The sequence below is a fragment of the Peribacillus sp. SIMBA_075 genome (genome assembly GCF_046534585.1).
In genome coordinates this window covers 20,251-37,885 of record NZ_JAWRYN010000044.1, presented here as the reverse complement: position 1 = coordinate 37,885, position 17,635 = coordinate 20,251, and the positions used below count along the sequence as shown (strand labels likewise).

General features: G+C 41.6%; 19 protein-coding genes and 2 pseudogenes. 2 read left to right on the top strand and 19 right to left on the bottom strand.

Going from position 1 to position 17,635, the window contains the following annotated elements:
* The 7 genes and pseudogenes from SB775_RS22630 to SB775_RS22600 all read right to left on the bottom strand — a co-directional run.
* On the bottom strand, positions 1–209 hold a 209-nt coding region (locus tag SB775_RS22630), incomplete at its 3' end, for a hypothetical protein (protein WP_410863437.1).
* A gap of 395 nt (positions 210–604) precedes the next feature.
* The gene (locus SB775_RS22625) at positions 605–1,072 is read right to left on the bottom strand and encodes a DUF6985 domain-containing protein (RefSeq protein WP_410863436.1); all 468 of its coding nucleotides are present in this window, start codon (positions 1,070–1,072) and stop codon (positions 605–607) included.
* Entirely contained in the window at positions 1,069–1,812 is a 744-nt protein-coding gene (locus SB775_RS22620) for an HNH endonuclease (RefSeq protein WP_410863443.1), read from the bottom strand. The genes SB775_RS22625 and SB775_RS22620 overlap by 4 nt, the downstream gene beginning before the upstream one ends.
* Before the next feature lie 456 nt (positions 1,813–2,268).
* Positions 2,269–3,189, bottom strand: a pseudogene (locus SB775_RS22615) (ribonuclease YeeF family protein); the annotation flags it as partial.
* Positions 3,186–3,476 carry a YwqI/YxiC family protein gene (locus SB775_RS22610; protein ID WP_089363863.1) on the bottom strand — a complete coding sequence of 97 codons (291 nt, stop codon included), beginning with the start codon at positions 3,474–3,476 and terminating at the stop codon, positions 3,186–3,188. The pseudogene SB775_RS22615 and the gene SB775_RS22610, both read right to left, overlap by 4 nt.
* On the bottom strand, positions 3,476–3,904 hold the full coding sequence (locus tag SB775_RS22605; protein WP_410863434.1) for a YwqH-like family protein: 429 nt from the start codon (positions 3,902–3,904) through the stop codon (positions 3,476–3,478). Before SB775_RS22605 ends, SB775_RS22610 begins: the two co-directional genes overlap by 1 nt.
* A 238-nt stretch (positions 3,905–4,142) precedes the next feature.
* Positions 4,143–4,391, bottom strand: a complete 249-nt coding sequence (locus tag SB775_RS22600) for a hypothetical protein (protein ID WP_061463073.1) — start codon at positions 4,389–4,391, stop codon at positions 4,143–4,145.
* A gap of 411 nt (positions 4,392–4,802) precedes the next feature.
* On the opposite strand from SB775_RS22600, the gene SB775_RS22595 reads away from it, so the two are divergent.
* Positions 4,803–5,213 (top strand): hypothetical protein, encoded by a 411-nt coding sequence (locus SB775_RS22595; protein WP_061463072.1) that lies wholly within the window; start codon positions 4,803–4,805, stop codon positions 5,211–5,213.
* A gap of 149 nt (positions 5,214–5,362) precedes the next feature.
* On the opposite strand, the gene SB775_RS22590 is transcribed toward SB775_RS22595, so the two are convergent.
* Positions 5,363–5,656 (bottom strand): hypothetical protein, encoded by a 294-nt coding sequence (locus SB775_RS22590; RefSeq protein WP_061463071.1) that lies wholly within the window; start codon positions 5,654–5,656, stop codon positions 5,363–5,365.
* A 105-nt stretch (positions 5,657–5,761) separates the two neighbouring features.
* Between SB775_RS22590 and SB775_RS22585 the strand changes: the two genes are divergently transcribed.
* Positions 5,762–5,941, top strand: a complete 180-nt coding sequence (locus SB775_RS22585) for a hypothetical protein (RefSeq protein WP_289320438.1) — start codon at positions 5,762–5,764, stop codon at positions 5,939–5,941.
* An 80-nt stretch (positions 5,942–6,021) separates the two neighbouring features.
* On the opposite strand, the pseudogene SB775_RS22580 reads toward SB775_RS22585, so the two are convergent.
* The 11 genes and pseudogenes from SB775_RS22580 to SB775_RS22530 form a co-directional block, all read right to left on the bottom strand.
* Positions 6,022–6,925: pseudogene (locus SB775_RS22580) on the bottom strand (serine hydrolase domain-containing protein).
* Positions 6,926–7,069: 144 nt separating this feature from the next.
* On the bottom strand, positions 7,070–7,900 hold the full coding sequence (nadE, locus tag SB775_RS22575) for an ammonia-dependent NAD(+) synthetase (RefSeq protein WP_410863432.1): 831 nt from the start codon (positions 7,898–7,900) through the stop codon (positions 7,070–7,072).
* A gap of 34 nt (positions 7,901–7,934) precedes the next feature.
* On the bottom strand, positions 7,935–9,404 hold the full coding sequence (locus SB775_RS22570; RefSeq protein WP_061463068.1) for a nicotinate phosphoribosyltransferase: 1,470 nt from the start codon (positions 9,402–9,404) through the stop codon (positions 7,935–7,937).
* Positions 9,405–9,465: 61 nt separating this feature from the next.
* On the bottom strand, positions 9,466–10,017 hold the full coding sequence (locus SB775_RS22565; RefSeq protein WP_410863430.1) for a cysteine hydrolase family protein: 552 nt from the start codon (positions 10,015–10,017) through the stop codon (positions 9,466–9,468).
* 15 nt (positions 10,018–10,032) lie between these two features.
* Entirely contained in the window at positions 10,033–10,797 is a 765-nt protein-coding gene (locus SB775_RS22560) for an NUDIX domain-containing protein (protein WP_410863428.1), read from the bottom strand.
* 193 nt (positions 10,798–10,990) lie between these two features.
* Complete coding sequence (locus SB775_RS22555) at positions 10,991–12,520, bottom strand: acyl-CoA carboxylase subunit beta (protein WP_167555981.1); 1,530 nt, start codon at positions 12,518–12,520, stop codon at positions 10,991–10,993.
* A 23-nt stretch (positions 12,521–12,543) separates the two neighbouring features.
* Positions 12,544–13,326: an enoyl-CoA hydratase gene (locus SB775_RS22550; RefSeq protein ID WP_410863426.1), complete on the bottom strand. Its 783-nt coding sequence runs from the start codon at positions 13,324–13,326 to the stop codon at positions 12,544–12,546.
* A gap of 19 nt (positions 13,327–13,345) precedes the next feature.
* On the bottom strand, positions 13,346–14,245 hold the full coding sequence (locus SB775_RS22545; RefSeq protein ID WP_410863424.1) for a hydroxymethylglutaryl-CoA lyase: 900 nt from the start codon (positions 14,243–14,245) through the stop codon (positions 13,346–13,348).
* Between the two features lie 17 nt (positions 14,246–14,262).
* Positions 14,263–14,475, bottom strand: a complete 213-nt coding sequence (locus tag SB775_RS22540; RefSeq protein ID WP_089363871.1) for an acetyl-CoA carboxylase biotin carboxyl carrier protein subunit — start codon at positions 14,473–14,475, stop codon at positions 14,263–14,265.
* Positions 14,476–14,513: 38 nt separating this feature from the next.
* Positions 14,514–15,863 (bottom strand): acetyl-CoA carboxylase biotin carboxylase subunit, encoded by a 1,350-nt coding sequence (locus tag SB775_RS22535; RefSeq protein ID WP_410863422.1) that lies wholly within the window; start codon positions 15,861–15,863, stop codon positions 14,514–14,516.
* Positions 15,864–15,875: 12 nt separating this feature from the next.
* Positions 15,876–17,513 (bottom strand): AMP-binding protein, encoded by a 1,638-nt coding sequence (locus SB775_RS22530; protein ID WP_410863442.1) that lies wholly within the window; start codon positions 17,511–17,513, stop codon positions 15,876–15,878.
* Positions 17,514–17,635 lie beyond the last annotated feature (122 nt).

Below are 17,635 nucleotides of genomic sequence, written 5' to 3'. Positions count from 1 at the left end.
AACGTGGTTTTTCCTGATCTCGCGATGTCTGTTATTGTAGCTTGAACCTTCTGAACCTGCTTTTGTGCAAATTCCTTACTGTAAGGGACGAACTTTGTACCGCTTGCTACTTTATCGGCGACCTTCGCCGCTCCAGCCACACCACCGATTCCGAGTGCCATCAACAGGCCGTTCTGGCGCTGTTCCTCGGTTAGCTGGTTGCCGAACATGTCTTTGCCTGTGGCCGCTTCCTCGTTACAGATAATAACAATTTAACACTTGGGGGTATTAAAAATTATAGTGCTCTTTTAATTTTTAACGCTAAAAAGCACTCGTTGCCTTTAGTTGACAATCAAGCGCTTTAAGTTCATTTGTTTTTAAGTAACATTAAATTTGTAAGTTTCATAGTAACAGTATGACAACTTTTATCTGTATTGACAAATACTACGTTAAAACTTACGAATTTGTACGAGTTCGTTAGTTTAATATACAATTCATGTGTTTATATTCATCGCCCAGTAAAATGTCATATCACTTAAGTTCATACTTCTTTTTCTATTCTATCATTGCCATAATACTCTTTGATGGTACAACCATCATGAGTCTTTACTTTTTACAGCCGATTTTAAATTGCAACGTCCTGGTAACCTACTTCAATTATTTTTTCATTTAATAGACGAAGCCCTAATCCATTTTCTATATCCCATGTACAATTAAATGTAATTCCAATATCTCGCCCCTCAAAAATATCCGCATAAGGAACAACAATTCCATCTAAAGTTATCATTTCTAGTATTTGATTAGTTGTTTCAACTAATGGATAATTTTCATTTAATCCAATATCATAACCTAGTTCATGTCGCTTTTGTTTGTAATAGTCTAAAATTGATTGCAATAAACTTAGCTGTAAATCCTCCCATTTTTGCATTAATGCTTGATATGCCATATACTGCTCTTCATCAAACTTTCCATCTTCTTCACCATCTATCATCAAAGATATCTCTTTTTCTTTACCAAAAAAATGAATAGTGGTATCCTTAGCCCAACCGTACTCATACTCAAGTTCACCAAAAATTGGGTCGTTTATAGTCATTTTAAGATCTCCTCTTTTTGTTTATTAGCAAACCCTCCAGGTATAAAAGCTCCTGCATTTATTTCTCCTACACCACCCAGATGTCCGAATTCACTATTTATTTTTGTTGGTACAAGTTGCATTGTTTTAACATCATTTAATTCATGCCATGTTAATTTATTATTTTCTCGATATTTCTTTATATCTCTTGCACTAATTTTACCAGGCTCCATCCCAAATTGGCTTGCTAGTTCAGGTGAATTATTAAGTTGATCAGCTAATTTTTGGTCTGATTGAACAAAATTAGCTCGTCTGGCTTTCCCTCCATAAGTTCCTTTTCCTCCAAGCATATAGTTGATTTCAACTTGTGCTTTTGCTGTCGGTGAAAAATCAGGAACAGCATTTTTATATTGGATGCCATCAATCCCAACTTCATCTAAAATTTGTTCTAATTGACGGTCTGGTGGAGGCTTAAGTATTCCCTTAGATTCACCCCTTATTCCCTCAAATTCAACCTTTGAATTCTCTAATGCAGGTGTCTGATTAAGCCTCGCTTCATACGAACTAGCAAATTCAGTTTGTCTAAAGGCAGGTGGAACTTCAGCACCCCTGTTATCCGTACCCTTAGAAATACTCTCCCCTGAAACACCCTCTACTTTGCTATCTTTCACCGTAAATTTCTGATAGGCTTCCTTAATTGTCTGCTTTTCCATCATCACTTGAGGAAAGTTTGGTCCTCCTGCGAGGGAAACCTGTTCCATACTTATTCGTTTAGGTATTTCTTTTTTACCTAGTTCGTTACCTATATTTTTTAACGTGGTTTTTCCTGATCTCGCGATGTCTGTTATTGTAGCTTGAACCTTCTGAACCTGCTTTTGTGCAAATTCCTTACTGTAAGGGACGAACTTTGTACCGCTTGCTACTTTATCGGCGACCTTCGCCGCTCCAGCCACACCGCCGATTCCGAGTGCCATCAACAGGCCGTTCTGGCGCTGTTCCTCGGTTAGCTGGTTGCCGAACATGTCTTTGCCTGTGGCCGCTTCACCAAGGCCGTTGGCTGCGAGGAGTCCGTATATTCCGTATTCGGTTTTCTGGAGGAGGCTAAAGCCTTTTGTCGTTTTATAGGCATCGAGCGCGTGGTTCGCTGCGTTGAGTCCTTTGCCCGTTTTGTATAGGGCGCTTCCGCCTTTGATGGCCCGTCCGGCCCAGCCGACGACGGGGATGAATCCAGCGGCAGCCATGGCGCCGGCGGCGATTCGTTCGGCATCGGACAGCTTGCGGCCCGTTACTGGATCGACTCCGGTTGAGGCCCTGATAGAATCATAATATCCCGTGAATTCCCCTGTAAAGGTTTTTGTCGTATCCCAGGCTTTTTCGTACCATGGGCGATTTTCGAGTTCTTCCATTTCACGTTCGATTTCCTTAGCTTCGGCTTGCTGCTTTTTGAAGGTCTGATAGTCTTTCATCTGACCGGCGACTTCATCCTTCACTTGATAGACGTCACTATTCTTAAATGCCGATTGGTTGAACGTCATCGGCGATACGTTGCCGTCCTGTTTGGTGGCATCAAGCAAGGCACGGAAGAGGCCAACGGCAACGTTTTCCTGCCCGACGGACACATCATATTCCTCGACCAATTGCCGGTCGACATTCTCGACCTTTGTCACGGTGTCATCCAGCCTATGCCCGGCCAGCGTGATTTTTTCATTAAAGTCCTTTTGGTCGAATATATCAAGAGGCAGGATATCGTCAATGCTGTTCAGGATCCTTTGAAGATCATTCGCTTGTTCATCGACAAGCGACTTCGCTTGGTAGATGCCGTTTGACACTTCGCCATCTAAAAAGGGAACCTCGACCACCGTATTTCCGGAGAGGTCCGCCTCTTCCAGGGTGGCCGGTATGCCTTCCAAAAAACTGATTTGGGTCGTGAATAGTTCCATCCAGGCGTCCGCCACCTCGATTTGCGCTTCATAGAAGCTTTTGATGGCGGTAGCACCGGCTCCTTGAAACTCATTATTAAGGCCAACAATGCCCTGAAATTCCTTTTTCAGGGCTGCGACTTCCTTCTTTAGGTCTTCATATTGCTTGGCACGCGACTTAGTTGCGGCCGTCAAAGTCTCGGCTTCATATATTTTCATCTCACAGGATACCCATGTGAAGACGTATGGGCGATGGCTTCATCCTGTTCTTTTAATAAGTCAATGTTGGCACGGGTATCTTCCACATTTTTCTGGACGATTTTGATATATTGCTCGAAGACCTTCTCCAGGTTCGTTTCCCGATCGATCCATTTCGAAGTGAATTCCAATTTATTGTTGCCAAGCTCGCCTGCCGGCAGATTTCCAAGCTTGACTGTATCAAGCGCCTTCTTCACCTGATCAACTTGTTTCGTTACGGCAGGATGATTCAGTTTGATTGTCGTCATTAAATCAACCGCCTTTTTAAATCTGATATTTTACTTTCCAGTTGCTCAAATGCCTCTTCACCTTTGCTTAAAAGGTTATCGGCTTCTTGGGCTATATTCCCCGCTATATTCAGGAGGGTATTCTCGGCACTTAGCTTTGTAATCATCGCTTCAATCTTCCATTGGTAATCGTCATAATCGTCATGAATGATGCTAAACATGACATTATAGGCATCATGACGGGCTTCCTGAAAATGATCCGAGCGCTTCCCGGTCCAACCACCATCTAGCTCTGGGTCTTTTATTTTCCTAATCTCGTTAAGACACATACTCTGTTCTTTTATGATATCGTTTTTCGCTTTTTCTAAACGTTCAATTTTCGCATTTAAATCAGCTTTTTTACTGGAGATAGCAGAGTGTATATTACTCAAAATATCTGCATATACCATGAAACTCACCTCAAGAATAGTATATTTCTACATTATCTGTCATATTTTTCTTATTTAATTATAAGGATTAAAGTCCGAGAGTTAAATAGGGAAAAATATGCTATTTTGTCAGTTAACAGTGAAGATTGGCATGATAAATATCATACATACCATATTCTTTATACCCTGGATTTTACCAATTTTAAACAAGTGAATAGATCGTCATTTCCTTAGATCGTCCATAAGAATTTCAACCACTTCATTCAAACTGCCCTTTACCGTATCTTAACACCAAATCTTCCCGGACAAATTCCCTGCAAGTGGAAGATAGATGTGACCTTTGAGGATGTATCAAATCTCCAAATGGCAAATCCCCGACAAATTTAACTTCACCTTCAAAATTCTGTTCGGATTCAGCATCAAAACCGGATACTTTTACAAAGCAAGTATTATGACCGGTTTTCATATAATCGATTATTGTTAACACATGATTATGTAAATCACTCATTCTTTTCCCTCCAACCTTGAAAACATTTAAGTATATTAAGGATTAAATCAAATCGTTTATCTAGGGGCATTAGAATATAAGAAATCAGGAACACCTGCTTTAAAATCTCTTATTCTTAATTTTTCTATGTATTGAATATTATATGGTTAATCTATTCACAATATATTAACTATACCTTTATTTAGCTGCCGTTTCATGTCTTGATTTTCCAATTCATTCACTTATGATTTTTTTATGTGTCCCAATAAATGCGAAAGAATAAACACTGACATAGTAGTGGATAATCACCCCTTAACGTGTTTATTATTTCATATTACTGCCATCTAAGGGCAGTCGTGCCCCCCAGAGGACCTGCCCACTTCTATATAGATTTATAACCTGCTATAATCTAAGGAATTGGAGGTGTGAAAAATGAAAGAATTCATCCAGATATTAGCGGAAATCGTCAATAATCTTCACGATTTCATCCTATTCTTTGTGAGCGATACATTAAATTCAAATGCAACGGACAAGGATTTGCATTTTTGGATAATGGGAATCATCGGTATCATCATCTTTTTGTTCGTGTTATTTTTATCTAATTTAATTTCCCGGATGCGTTTTGGGATTACGATACTTTCTTTCCTTTATACCTTTACTGTCATGGTTGTTTTAGTATTTGCAATTGAAATTCAGCAGGCCCTTACCAGCAGAGGGAATATGGAATTTCAAGATGCTGCTGTTGGCCTTTGGGGCTTCATCGTATTTTTCATGGTTTTTGCTGTAGTGTCATCCATATTCCTTTTAGTGAAAAATTTTTTCAAGCAATCAGAAAAAAGGTAACAACAGGTCACCTTGCTTAATTTATTCCTTATGGCCATTGGATTTATTATTGGCGGGAACGGGACACTCTCTGTGGCAACATCTTAAAATGGAAAGGGAAAGTTACAGAGAAGCCTTTTTCAGGCGAGGTAATGAACACATGCTATCAATTACTTCGGTTCACTTTCGTTAAAATCAATGCTAAACAGATTAAAAGAATCGTCGTCATTCAAACGGTCCTTATCATACCCGGATAATTCAGAACTATTTTCCCTGCGACGGCGATTTACTTCCCTTAATTCCGCTTCTAGAAATTCAGCTTGACCGTGGGAAAGCTTGATCGTGATTTCATTATTATTTTGATCATCTGCAGCTTTCAAAAGGACATAACTATCCGCTGCATTACGTAAAGTCACGTTGCTTAGTGTTAAGTTCATGTTTGCGAGTTCATATCTTGCCTTCATAACGTAAAAAGAACCTCCATCGGAAAATACCGGTTAAAATGGTGTATATTAAATATACTTTACTTCAAGATATCTAAATATACAAATTCTTTGTTTAGAAAAGCCTTGAAATCTAAAGAAATCTGCCCACTTAAAGAGCTTTCCGAGACAAGAAATGGAAAAGTAATGCGCCATGTCATTAAAGCCCCTTTATTGAATATAGATACCGGTCAAGTTTCTTCTCTTGAAAATCCAGAAGTTCTGGAAACGATCAAGCATTTGAATGCGAATTCATCCCTTTCTTAAATAAAAACAGATTACCATGAATGAAGTCACATTGACTATAAACAAATGGAACCCTTCACTATCGGAAAGGTTCCATTTGTTTATAATTCTTTCTCAATCGCGCAGGTAATATCGTATGGGCTTTCATTTGAAGTAATGACGTATATCATTCGATTTGCCGGGTATACCGCAAAATTGAAACTTACACCCTGGTCATAGCCCATTATATGACATTTAAAAATCCCGTCATTTTTTTTACTTATCCATATACCATACCCATAGAATTCCCCTCCATCTGCTCAGCCTTTGATGGGAAGGGAATAAATATTCGTTCTCCATGTTCCATTTTCTTCGTTTATGTACCCTAGCGCTGTGTTTTTAGGGAGCTTGTCCATGGAGAAGTAACCGGAATCTTTCCTACCACAAGGCAGAAAGATGTTATTGTCAATATATTCGGGAAATTCAAGCCCGGTTTGTTCCTCAACAATCAATCCCAATACAATATAGCCAGCATTATTATAATGAAATCTTTCCCCAGGTTCGAACATCATCACATCATCTTGAAACATGGGCAGAAAATCATTTAATCTTTTAATATGGTACATCGGATTTTTCTGCCATAGCTCTTCAAAGTACTCCATCACTTCCATCAAAGTATCAGGAATACCCGAAGTGTGTGTTAAGAGGTGATGTATGGTTACATTTTGATGGAAATCCGGAAACTAAAAACTCGATCGGAAGACAGTCTTTAAGCTTAGAATCAAACCTAAGAGTCCCTTTTTGTACTAACAGGCAAATGGTTATCGCAGTAAACAGTTTACACCCAGAAGCAATTCCCAACCTTATTTCAGTCGTATTCATTATTTCATCCGATCGATTGGAATAGCCATGTCCTGAACTATATATTAGATCATCTCCCGTTTTCACACCGATTACACCGGAGAATTTAATTTCCTTGCTAGTTTCTTTAATAAGCCTGGATAGATCCAAATTGAGAGCCGATATTTGATTTTCCCCTTTACTGGTAAAAATTTTTATTACTCAAGTGTTAGCAAAGTGATATTCATCGGTCTTCCCAAAAACGCCCGCACCTTTAAAAGTGATGCGGGCGTTTAAATTCACTTGAACTTCTTGGCTTTACCCATTCTTTTATTTCCACCAAGTATCATAAACGTTAATGGCTTCATTCCGTTTATGTTCGGTTTTAGTATACCATCCTTCGATGATTTCGGCAGCTTCCGTCCTGATTTCCTTTCCTTCAAGGTAATCATCGATTTCGTCGTAACTAACGCCTAAAGCCACTTCATCAGGAATTAATGGTTTGTCATCTTCTAAATCGGCCGTTGGAACCTTCGTATAAAGACGGTCAGGAGCACCGACGAATTTCAGGATTTCTTTTCCTTGCCTTTTATTTAATCGATATAATGGGATGATATCCGCTGCACCGTCACCATGTTTCGTAAAGAAACCTGTGATTGCTTCAGCCGCATGGTCCGTACCAAGCACGACACCTTTGTATAGTCCGGCTAAATCATATTGTACCTTCATCCGCTCACGCGCTTTGACATTTCCCCTTAAGAAATGCGATAGTTTTTCAGAAACGGCTTCTTCCACAGCCTTTACTGATGCATCCACCGCTCCCTTGATGTTGACTGTAACAGTTTGGCTCGGCTTGATGAATTTTAAAGCCAACTGCCTGTCATCTTCATCAGCCTGTACTCCATATGGCAAGCTAACAGCAACAAACTTATAATCGCTGCCATTTTTTTCTTGATTCAATTCATTGACAGCGGTTTGGGCAATATACCCCGCCAGTGTTGAATCTTGACCTCCAGATATTCCAAGTACAAAACTTTTCAGAAACGTATTTTTCTTCAAATACCCTTTTAATAGATCAACACTTTTCCTGAATTCAACTTCAGGATCGATTTTTGGTTGGACAAGTAATTTTTTTACGATTTCTCTTTGTAATGGACGCATTGGCAAAGCCTCGCTTTCTGATAAAATAGATTGGTCATTTCGTTAGCATTCTCTCTACATTTGCTTTAATTTCATCTATATTCCTCATTTTATTATCCCAACAATCCTGGCTTAGATCTACCGGGTATTCTTCAGGATTAAGTGCACGAAGGTACTCAGGCCATAATACTTGGAGATTTTTTTTCGTGAAGGCCTTGATTTCATCAATGGTTGGTAATTCATAAATCAAGCTGCCCTCCTTGAAAATATCCACATGCAGATCAACGGCATCGAAATCCGTGACAAATTTACTCAGGAAGGTATGGACAGGATGAAACATTTTTAATTTTTCCTGTTCCTGAGGCTTTTCATATTCCATGGCCAAATAGTCACCTTCAGCATGGTTGTTCACTTTATTGATGATTCGATAAACTCGTTTTAAGCCAGGTGTCGTAACCTTTTCAGGGTTAGAAGAAATTTTGATGGTATCTCTCATATTCCCATCTTCTCCCTCTATTGAAACCATTTTATAAACAGCACCAAGCGCTGGCTGGTCATAAGCCGTAATCAATTTGGTTCCGATGCCCCAAATGTCAATTCTTGCTCCTTGTTGTTTCAGGTTAATGATCGTATATTCATCCAAGTCATTGGAAGCGACAATCTTCGCATCATGGAACCCTGCAGCATCAAGCATACGTCGTGCTTCTTTTGATAAGTAAGCTAAATCACCGCTGTCAAGACGGACGCCAATGAAATTGATTTTATCGCCCAGTTCCTTGGCAACACGGATTGCATTGGGAATGCCAGAACGCAATGTATCATAGGTATCAACCAAGAATACACAGTCTTTATGGGAAACAGCGTATTTATGAAAAGCCGTATATTCATCTTTATAAGCCTGGATCATGGAATGGGCATGCGTTCCTGAAACCGGAATCCCAAACAGCTTTCCAGCCCGTACATTACTAGTGGAATCAAAGCCAGCAATATAGGCCGCTCTCGCTCCCCAAATTGCAGCATCCATTTCTTGTGCCCGTCTTGAACCGAATTCAAGGGCAGATTCATCTCCAATAACTTGTTTTATGCGTGAGGCCTTTGTTGCCACGAGTGTGTGATAGTTCACAATGTTTAGCAACGCCGTTTCTATGAGTTGTGCCTCAGCAAGCGGTGCCTCCACCCGTAAAATCGGTTCATTGCCGAAGACAAGCTCTCCCTCTTTCATGCAGCGGATCGCTCCCGTGAAACGGATGTTCTGCAAATAATCCAAAAATTCTTCATCATAGTGCAGGTCCGTTTTTAAATAGTCGATATCACTTTCCGAGAAGCAAAAGTTTTGAAGGTAATGGACAATTTTTTCAAGTCCAGCAAAAATCGCATATCCGCTGTTGAATGGAAGTTTTCTGAAAAATATCTCGAAAACTGCCTTTCGGTTATGTGTTTTGTCCTGCCAATAAGTTTGGGCCATGTTGATTTGGTAAAGGTCAGTGTGTAGTGCGTAACTGTCATCGTTGTACTTTTTTTCCATGGATAGTTCCTCCCAAAAGAGAAGCTTTCGCCTCCCTTCTATTCTGTTGCGTGAATGGATATTATAGAATCGTTGCTCCTAGAGATGCTTTAAAATGCCCAAGGGCCCAAGGGTGACCGGCATCATTGAATGAGGCCACTGCATTTTCATATATAAAAATATTATATCCTAAATTATAAGCGTCGATTGCCGTATGCAGAATGCAGATATCTGTACAAACCCCGACTAAATAAACATCGGTAATGTGACGTTCCCTTAGGCGGATATCAAGGTCCGTTCCTGCAAATGCCGAATAACGCGTTTTATCTATATAATGAACATTCTTTTGATTTTTATTTGTTTCATATACTTCTTTTAAAGTCCCATATAGGTCTCTACCCATTGTACCGCTAATATTATGCGGTGGGAACAAATTCGATTCAGGATGTAAGCGGTCTCCATTTTCATGTAAATCAATCGCGAAGACCGTGTATTCCCCTTGTTTGATAAACTCCTTGGTTATCCTGACTAGTGCCTTCTCGATATCCTGTCCTGGCTTCCCGCAGGTCAATGAACCCCCGTCTGCCACGAAGTCATACGTATAATCGATATTGATCAATGCCTTTTTATCCATTTCACCTATTCCCCCTTAATAATAAATAGAGTCCATGACAATCTCTGCATTAAATCGGTAAAGTTGTGAAGGCCGATACGAATTTCGTTTTGTTTTCTTCTGGATACCCTTTTCATCCAAGACTTTCTCCAAGAACGGGAGTTTAGGGGCTTTTGCATAAAAAAGTGAATCCGCGCTGATTTTTGCATCATCTCTAGCTATTAGCAACACCCGTTGCAGTTCAGAAAGTGTAAATTCATCCGGCAGGAATTTTTGGGCTATCGTCGTTTGCACCATTTCTTTTTTCAGTAAGTTCATCGCGTCGTTAATGATTGTATGATGATCAAATGCAAGCTCTAATTGTAACGCTTCCTGTATCGTGAACAATTCGACCTCAGCTGCATCGTCATTCGCTTTTCTTTGATTGAGAAAATCTTCCTGGACAATGGCGTAAAAAGCATTGGATATGATCCATCCCCTGGGATCGCGTCCTGGGCGGTCATAAACACCGAAATGCTTGACATGGAATCCAGCTACGCCCGTTTCTTCTTTTAATTCCCGTTTAGCTGCTTTATAAGCAGTCTCCCTGGCATTTACAAAGCCTCCAGGCAATGCCCATTTATCTCCTTCAACATTTGGGTGTCCTTCCTTATCTTTCGTCGCACGTTTGATTAACAATAGCTTTAAAAACATTTCAGGCGGCGCTTTCTCTGCCGTTTTCTGCGAAGTAATAGTAAAGATCGCAATGTCTGCTGTGTATCCATCTGGAGTTAGATATTTCTTTTTTTCCTGCTGAACCATGGCAACGCTCACTTTCTTTCACTAAGTATGAATTGAGTAATTAGTAAATCAATAATTACTAATTATAGTACTCTTCCTTATGTGATTTAGCAACTCTAAATAAGAAAATTTTTCTTATTATTTGAAAAATCATTTTATTTTCATACATGATAAATAGCCCGGTCATGATGACCGGGCTTGTTTCTTGAATTCATTAGACTGGATAGACTCCATGTTTACGATCGGTAAATGTCAATTGTTTACTGCTATATGCTTCAAACCGGGCGCTCAATTCATCACGCAGGTCATTTGGCTGGATGATGCCATCAACAATCATTTCGGAGGCTAAGCGGTAGATATCAATGTCTTCATTATATTCATTGCGCTTCTGTTCGATGAATGCTGGGCGATCCTCCGCTTCCATCGCATTGATTTTATTGGCATAGACTGCATTGACCGCAGCTTCTGCCCCCATGACCGCAATCAATGCCGTCGGTAAGGCAAGTACGCAGTCCGGTTCAAATGCGGGACCAGCCATCGCGTAGAGTCCAGCACCATAAGCTTTTCGGACAATGACAGAAATTTTGGGGACCGTGGCTTCACTCATGGCCGAAATCATTTTCGCACCATGGCGAATGATGCCTGCCTGTTCGACCTTCGTTCCAATCATGAATCCTGGAATATCCACCAGGAACAACAGCGGTATATGGAAAGCATCACATAAATTGATGAACTTGGCCGCCTTATCGGCTGAATCATGGAAAAGGACACCTCCCTTGACACGCGGCTGATTGGCTATGATCCCAATCGTCTGTCCATTTAGCCTTGCAAGCCCGGTAATCAATTCGGGGGCAAATAGCTTCTTGATTTCACAAAACGATTGCCTGTCTATAATCCTATCGATCAGGTCATACATATTAAAGGCTGCATTCTGGTTTTTTGGTATCAGCTCTTCTAATGTTTTTTCGAATTCAGCTGGCAGCTCAGGCTTTTTGGCTTTAGGCTTTTCTTGATAATTTCCTGGAAAATAGCTTAAGTATCGGCGTGCAAACGCGATGGATTCTTCTTCTGACTTAACAAGCACATCCCCGCATCCTGAAACAGAACAATGCATTTTCGCCCCGCCCATTTCCTCTTCGCTAACCTTTTCGCCAATGACCATTTCTGCCATTCTCGGTGATCCTAAATACATCGATGCATTACCGTCAACCATTACGACAATATCGCAGAAAGCTGGGATATATGCCCCTCCCGCTGCAGATGGTCCGAACAATAGACAAATTTGCGGAACTTTTCCCGATAACTTTACTTGGTTGTAAAAGATTCGTCCTGCACCGCGGCGTCCCGGAAACATTTCTACTTGATCCGTAATTCGAGCACCGGCAGAATCGACTAAATAAAGGAGGGGCAACTGTAACTTATCAGCTGTTTCCTGAATGCGAATGATTTTCTCGACGGTCCTTGCTCCCCAGGAACCTGCTTTTACGGTCGAATCATTGGCCATGACACAGACCCTCTGACCATTGATTTTTCCTATACCTGTAACCACACCATCTGCGGGAAGACCATCACTGGCACAATTTGCAAAGAAAGCGTCTTCTATTTCAACCCCTTCATCAAAAAGCAGCTCTAATCGTTCACGTACGAAAAGCTTTCCTTTTTCAGCATTTTTTTGATGATATTTTTCTAAACCGCCTTTTTTAATCGTTTCAACCGTTTCGGTTAGTTTATCCGTCGTTACCATCCATGTTCCTCCTTCAATTGAAATCATCGACCCGTAAATACCGGTTTGCGCTTTTCCTTGAATGCTGACAGACCCTCCAGTCGGTCACGGGTTTTTAAAGTTGTCTGATAGCAGTCTTTTTCAATTTGCAATCCTGTTTTCAAGTTAGTATCAGCCCCTTGATTGATCGCCGCTTTTGCTGCCCTGAGTGCTAATGGGGCATTGACCGCAATTTCCCCAGCCAGTTTTTTCGCTTCCTCAAGTAATTGTTCTGGTGGATATACATGACTGATGATTTTCATGGCAAGTGCCGCTTTTGCGTCCAATCTCTTCGCCGTATAAATCAGTTCTTTCGCCGTTGACATTCCGACTATACGGGGCAGGCGTTGAGTACCGCCGGCGCCTGGGATGATTCCTAATGCCGTTTCTGTCAGTCCCATCTTTGCCGTTTCCGATGCGATTCGTATGTCACAGGCCAGCGCCAGCTCCAGCCCTCCTCCAAAAGCCGGGCCGTTAATTGCAGCGATTACTGGGACTGGAAGGTTTTCTACAGCCGTAATCGTGTCACCAATCAGTTTGACTGTCTCCTTGACTTTATCATCATTCATCCCAGCCCGTTCCTTAAGATCCGCACCTGCACAAAACGCCTTTTCCCCAGCTCCCGTTAAAATGACGGTTCGTAAATTGGACTCTCTTTTCAGTTCATCCAGCCCTTCGAATAAGCAATGAAGCAATTCGGTGGATAATGCATTGGCAGCATCCGGCCGATTCAAAGTCACGATGGCAATTCCCTTGGCATCATGACTGATCTCTACTAATGAAGTCATCGTTTCACCTCAATTCAACTTATTTCGCGTTATATACAGCCATCTGATGGCTAGGCAATGGTTTTTCCAAAAAGCTTTGCATCATGGACGCAGCCTTCATTAGTTTTTCTTGATTGATCCCCGTGTGAATTCCCATTTTATGTAGCATATGAATCAGGTCATCCGTAGCCACATTGCCGCTCGCACCTGGTGCATATGGGCATCCTCCCAAACCACCGAGAGAAGAGTCGAAAGTGTCCACTCCATATTCCAGTGATTGGAGTACATTTGCGAGTGCCATGCCACTTGTATCATGAAAATGGAGGGCAATTCGGCTTATATCATATCTTTTTACTGCCTGTTCAAGGAACAAGGCAACCTGTCTTGGTGACGCGACCCCAATGGTATCACCCAATGAGACCTCACTGATTCCGTAGTCAAATAGTTGATCACAAACACGGAAAACCTTTTCGGACGAAACCTCCCCTTCATAAGGACAGCCGAAAACGGTTGAAACATAGCCCCTAACCGTTTTCCCGCTTTTTGCTGCAGTCCCGATGACATCCTTCATTATTGGAAAGGTATCGGAAATCGATTTATTGATATTTTTAAGATTATGGGTTTCACTGGATGACATGAACACGGAAATTTCATCGATATTGGCTTCAAGGGCCGATTCCAGACCCCTTTGATTGGGTACAAGGGCCGCATATGTGGTCCCGGGATTGCGCTTTATTCCCTTAGCCACAAGGGCCGCATCACTCAATTGGGGAATCCATTTTGGATGTACGAAGGAAGTCACCTCTATATAAGATAACCCTGTATCAGAGAGCTGATCGATCCAATCCATTTTGCTTTGCGTAGGTATAATGACCTTTTCATTTTGCAGCCCATCACGCGGTCCAACTTCCTTAATTGTCACTTTTTCAGGCCAGTTCATCTTACCCCTCCGTCCCTTTATTCAATGACGGCCAATATGTCGCCTTCATTTACAAAATCCCCTTCATTCACTTTAAGTTCTTTGATGGTGCCAGCTTCCTCAGCTGCAATGGGGATTTCCATTTTCATGGATTCCAAGATAATGATGTCCTGTCCGTCGGTAACACTTTGCCCCTCGCTCGCTACGATTTTCCAAACGCTTCCTGCCATGCTTGCCTTTAATTCTGCCATCTTACATTCCTCCTGATCATTATGTTTTAAAATATGCGTTATACAGTCAATTTTTTAATATATTTCGCAATGAAATCCGTAGTCGTATCTCCTTGGGAAAAAGCTTCATGAGAAATTATTTCCATCAGCAAAGGAAGGTTTGTTTTAATTCCTTCTATTTTATAGTTTGCCAGCGCTTCTATTAATCTCTTGATCGTTTTATCCCTCGAATCGCCGCTCACTACCAATTTGGCGATCATCGGATCATAAAAGTGGGAAACGACGGAAGTTCCATGAACCGCCAATTCATGACGGATCCCTTCACCTTCCGGAAGTTCCATACTGGTGATTCTCCCCGGTGCTGGATAGAAGGTTTTCGGATCTTCAGCATATATTCGCACTTCAATGGAATGTCCATCCTTTTTAATCTCTGCTTGAGTGAATTCCAGTTTGCTGCCTGACGCAATTTTAATTTGCTGTTCGACTAAATCCAGTCCCGTAATTTCTTCGGTGACAGGATGCTCAACTTGTAGGCGTGTATTCATTTCCAGGAAATAGAAATTTTTATCCGCATCAACTAAAAATTCGAGGGTACCTGCATTGCTATAACCAATGGATTTTACCGCTTTCACAGCAGCCATTCCCATCCTGTTTCTTGTTTCTTCGTCAAGGAAAGAAGAGGGAGCCTCTTCCACGACCTTCTGGTGGCGCCTTTGAACGGAGCATTCCCTTTCCCATAAGTAAACAGCATTCCCAAAGGAATCCGCCAATACCTGAATTTCGATATGACGAGGCTTCTCAATCAATTTTTCTATGAACATATCTCCATTGCCAAAAAACAATTGAGCACGTTTTTGATTCCCTTCGAAGGCTTTGTAAAGTTCCTCTTCATTAGCAACGGCCTGCATGCCGATTCCCCCGCCGCCTGCTGCTGCTTTTAACATGACTGGATATCCAATCCTTTCGGCAACGGCTGCCGCTTCTGCGCTATCTATTAATGGACGTGAAAATCCTGGCACCAATGGAAGTCCCGCTTGCTCCATCTTTTTCCGTGCTTCGACTTTATTGCCCATCTGCTGGATGACCTCTGGTTTGGGACCAATGAATATCAAGCCTGCTTCTTCGCATGAACTTGCGAAATCTGCATTTTCACTAAGAAATCCGTAACCAGGATGAATGGCTTCCACTCCGGTTTCTTTAGCGATTTCCAAAATCTTATTGACGTTTAAATAGCTTTCCTGTACTCTCGGGCCCCCCAATAAATATGCCTCATCTGCCAATTCCACAAATGGCGAATCCGAATCTGCTTCCGAATGGACGGCGACAGTAAGTATTCCCAACTTCTTGCATGTACGAATAATACGTGATGCTATTTCTCCTCTATTTGCGATAAGAATTTTTCGAATCATTCGGTATCCTCCTTATTTAGTGCGTTCCGATAGTAGATCAAGAGTTTGTTGCCGAAGCTTATACTTTTGGATCTTTCCGGATGCAGTCATTGGATATGCATCAGTAAATTGAATGTAACGGGGAATTTTATGAAATGATATCTTCCCTTTGCAATATTCTGTCAGTTCTTTCTCCGTAAGGTTTTCTCCCGGTTTCAAAATGATCCATGCCGCTACCTCTTCCCCATACTTCCGATCTGGGACACCGAGTACCTGGACATCGACAATTGCAGGATGTTGATAGAGGAATTCTTCTATCTCACGAGGATAAATATTTTCCCCCCCGCGAATGATCATATCTTTCAACCTGCCTGTTATCATGCAATAACCATTCTCGTCCATCACCGCTAAATCTCCCGTATGTAGCCAGCCTTCCCGGTCAATCGCCTGTTCAGTTGCTTCCGGGTTATTATAATACCCCTTCATTACATGGTATCCTCTTGAACAGAGTTCCCCCTGTTTGCCCCGTGGGACCTCTACTCCAGTAGCCGGATCGATAATTTTCACTTCCACTTTCGGCAATGCTCTTCCCACTGAGGAAACACGAAGTTCGATTGGGTCGTCCGTTCTTGTCATCGTAATTCCTGGAGATGATTCCGTTTGACCATAAGTAATTGTAATTCCAGAGATTCCCATCTTATTCACCACGCTTTTCATGACTTCGATCGGGCACGTGGAGCCTGCCATGATTCCAGTCCGTAACGAACGTAAATCATACTGGTCGAAGTCATCGAGATTAAGTTCGGCGATGAACATCGTAGGTACACCGTGGAGCCCCGTACATTTTTCTGCTTCAATGGTCTGTAGGACTACACGTGGATTAAATTCCACAATAGGCACCATCGTTGCCCCTACAGTAACAGAGGCCATCGTACCAAGGGAACAGCCGAAACAATGAAAAAACGGAACGGGGATGCAAAGCCTGTCATCCTTTGTAAGCTTCATGCATTCCGCAACATTCAAGCCGTTGTTGACCAAGTTTGAATGCGTCAACATCACTCCTTTTGGAAATCCTGTCGTCCCAGATGTATATTGCATATTGATCACATCACTGGAAGACAATTCCCCCATCCTCAGGTCCAGCAACTCTTCCGAAACGGATTCGCTCCCGCTAATGACTTCATCCCACGAAAACGTGCCAGGATAACGCGTTTCACCCAAAACGATGATATTTTTCAATTTTGGCAGTTTCTCAGATTGTAATTTTCCTGGTTCGGCATTTTTCAATTCAGGTACAATTTCATACAACGTATCTATATAGGAATGATCCTTATATTGTTCCATCAGGATTATCGTCGTCGAATCCGATTGCTTAAGCAGGTATTCCAGTTCACTTATACGGTAATTGGTATTGACCGTTACCAGCACCCCGCCCATTTTCGCTGTCGAAAATTGGGATATAAGCCATTCTGGTTTATTGGACGCCCAAATGGCGATATGTTCCCCTTTTTTAATATCGAGTGCCATGAACCCCCGGGCCGCCTTTCGGCAAATCTTTTCAAATTCGCGATACGAATGACGAAGGCCAAGTTCATGGTAAACCACCGCTTCATTATCACCATATTGTTCAGCTGTCTTTTCAAGCAGTTTTCCGATAGTAACATCTAGCAAATCGGACATCAAACTCCTCCTATCAAATAAAAGTAAGAATGAACGCTTTTTGCTGTATGGATAATATCTGCTTCACATCTGATTGAACCAAAGCATCATTGTTCATTTTCGTTCCGAAAAGA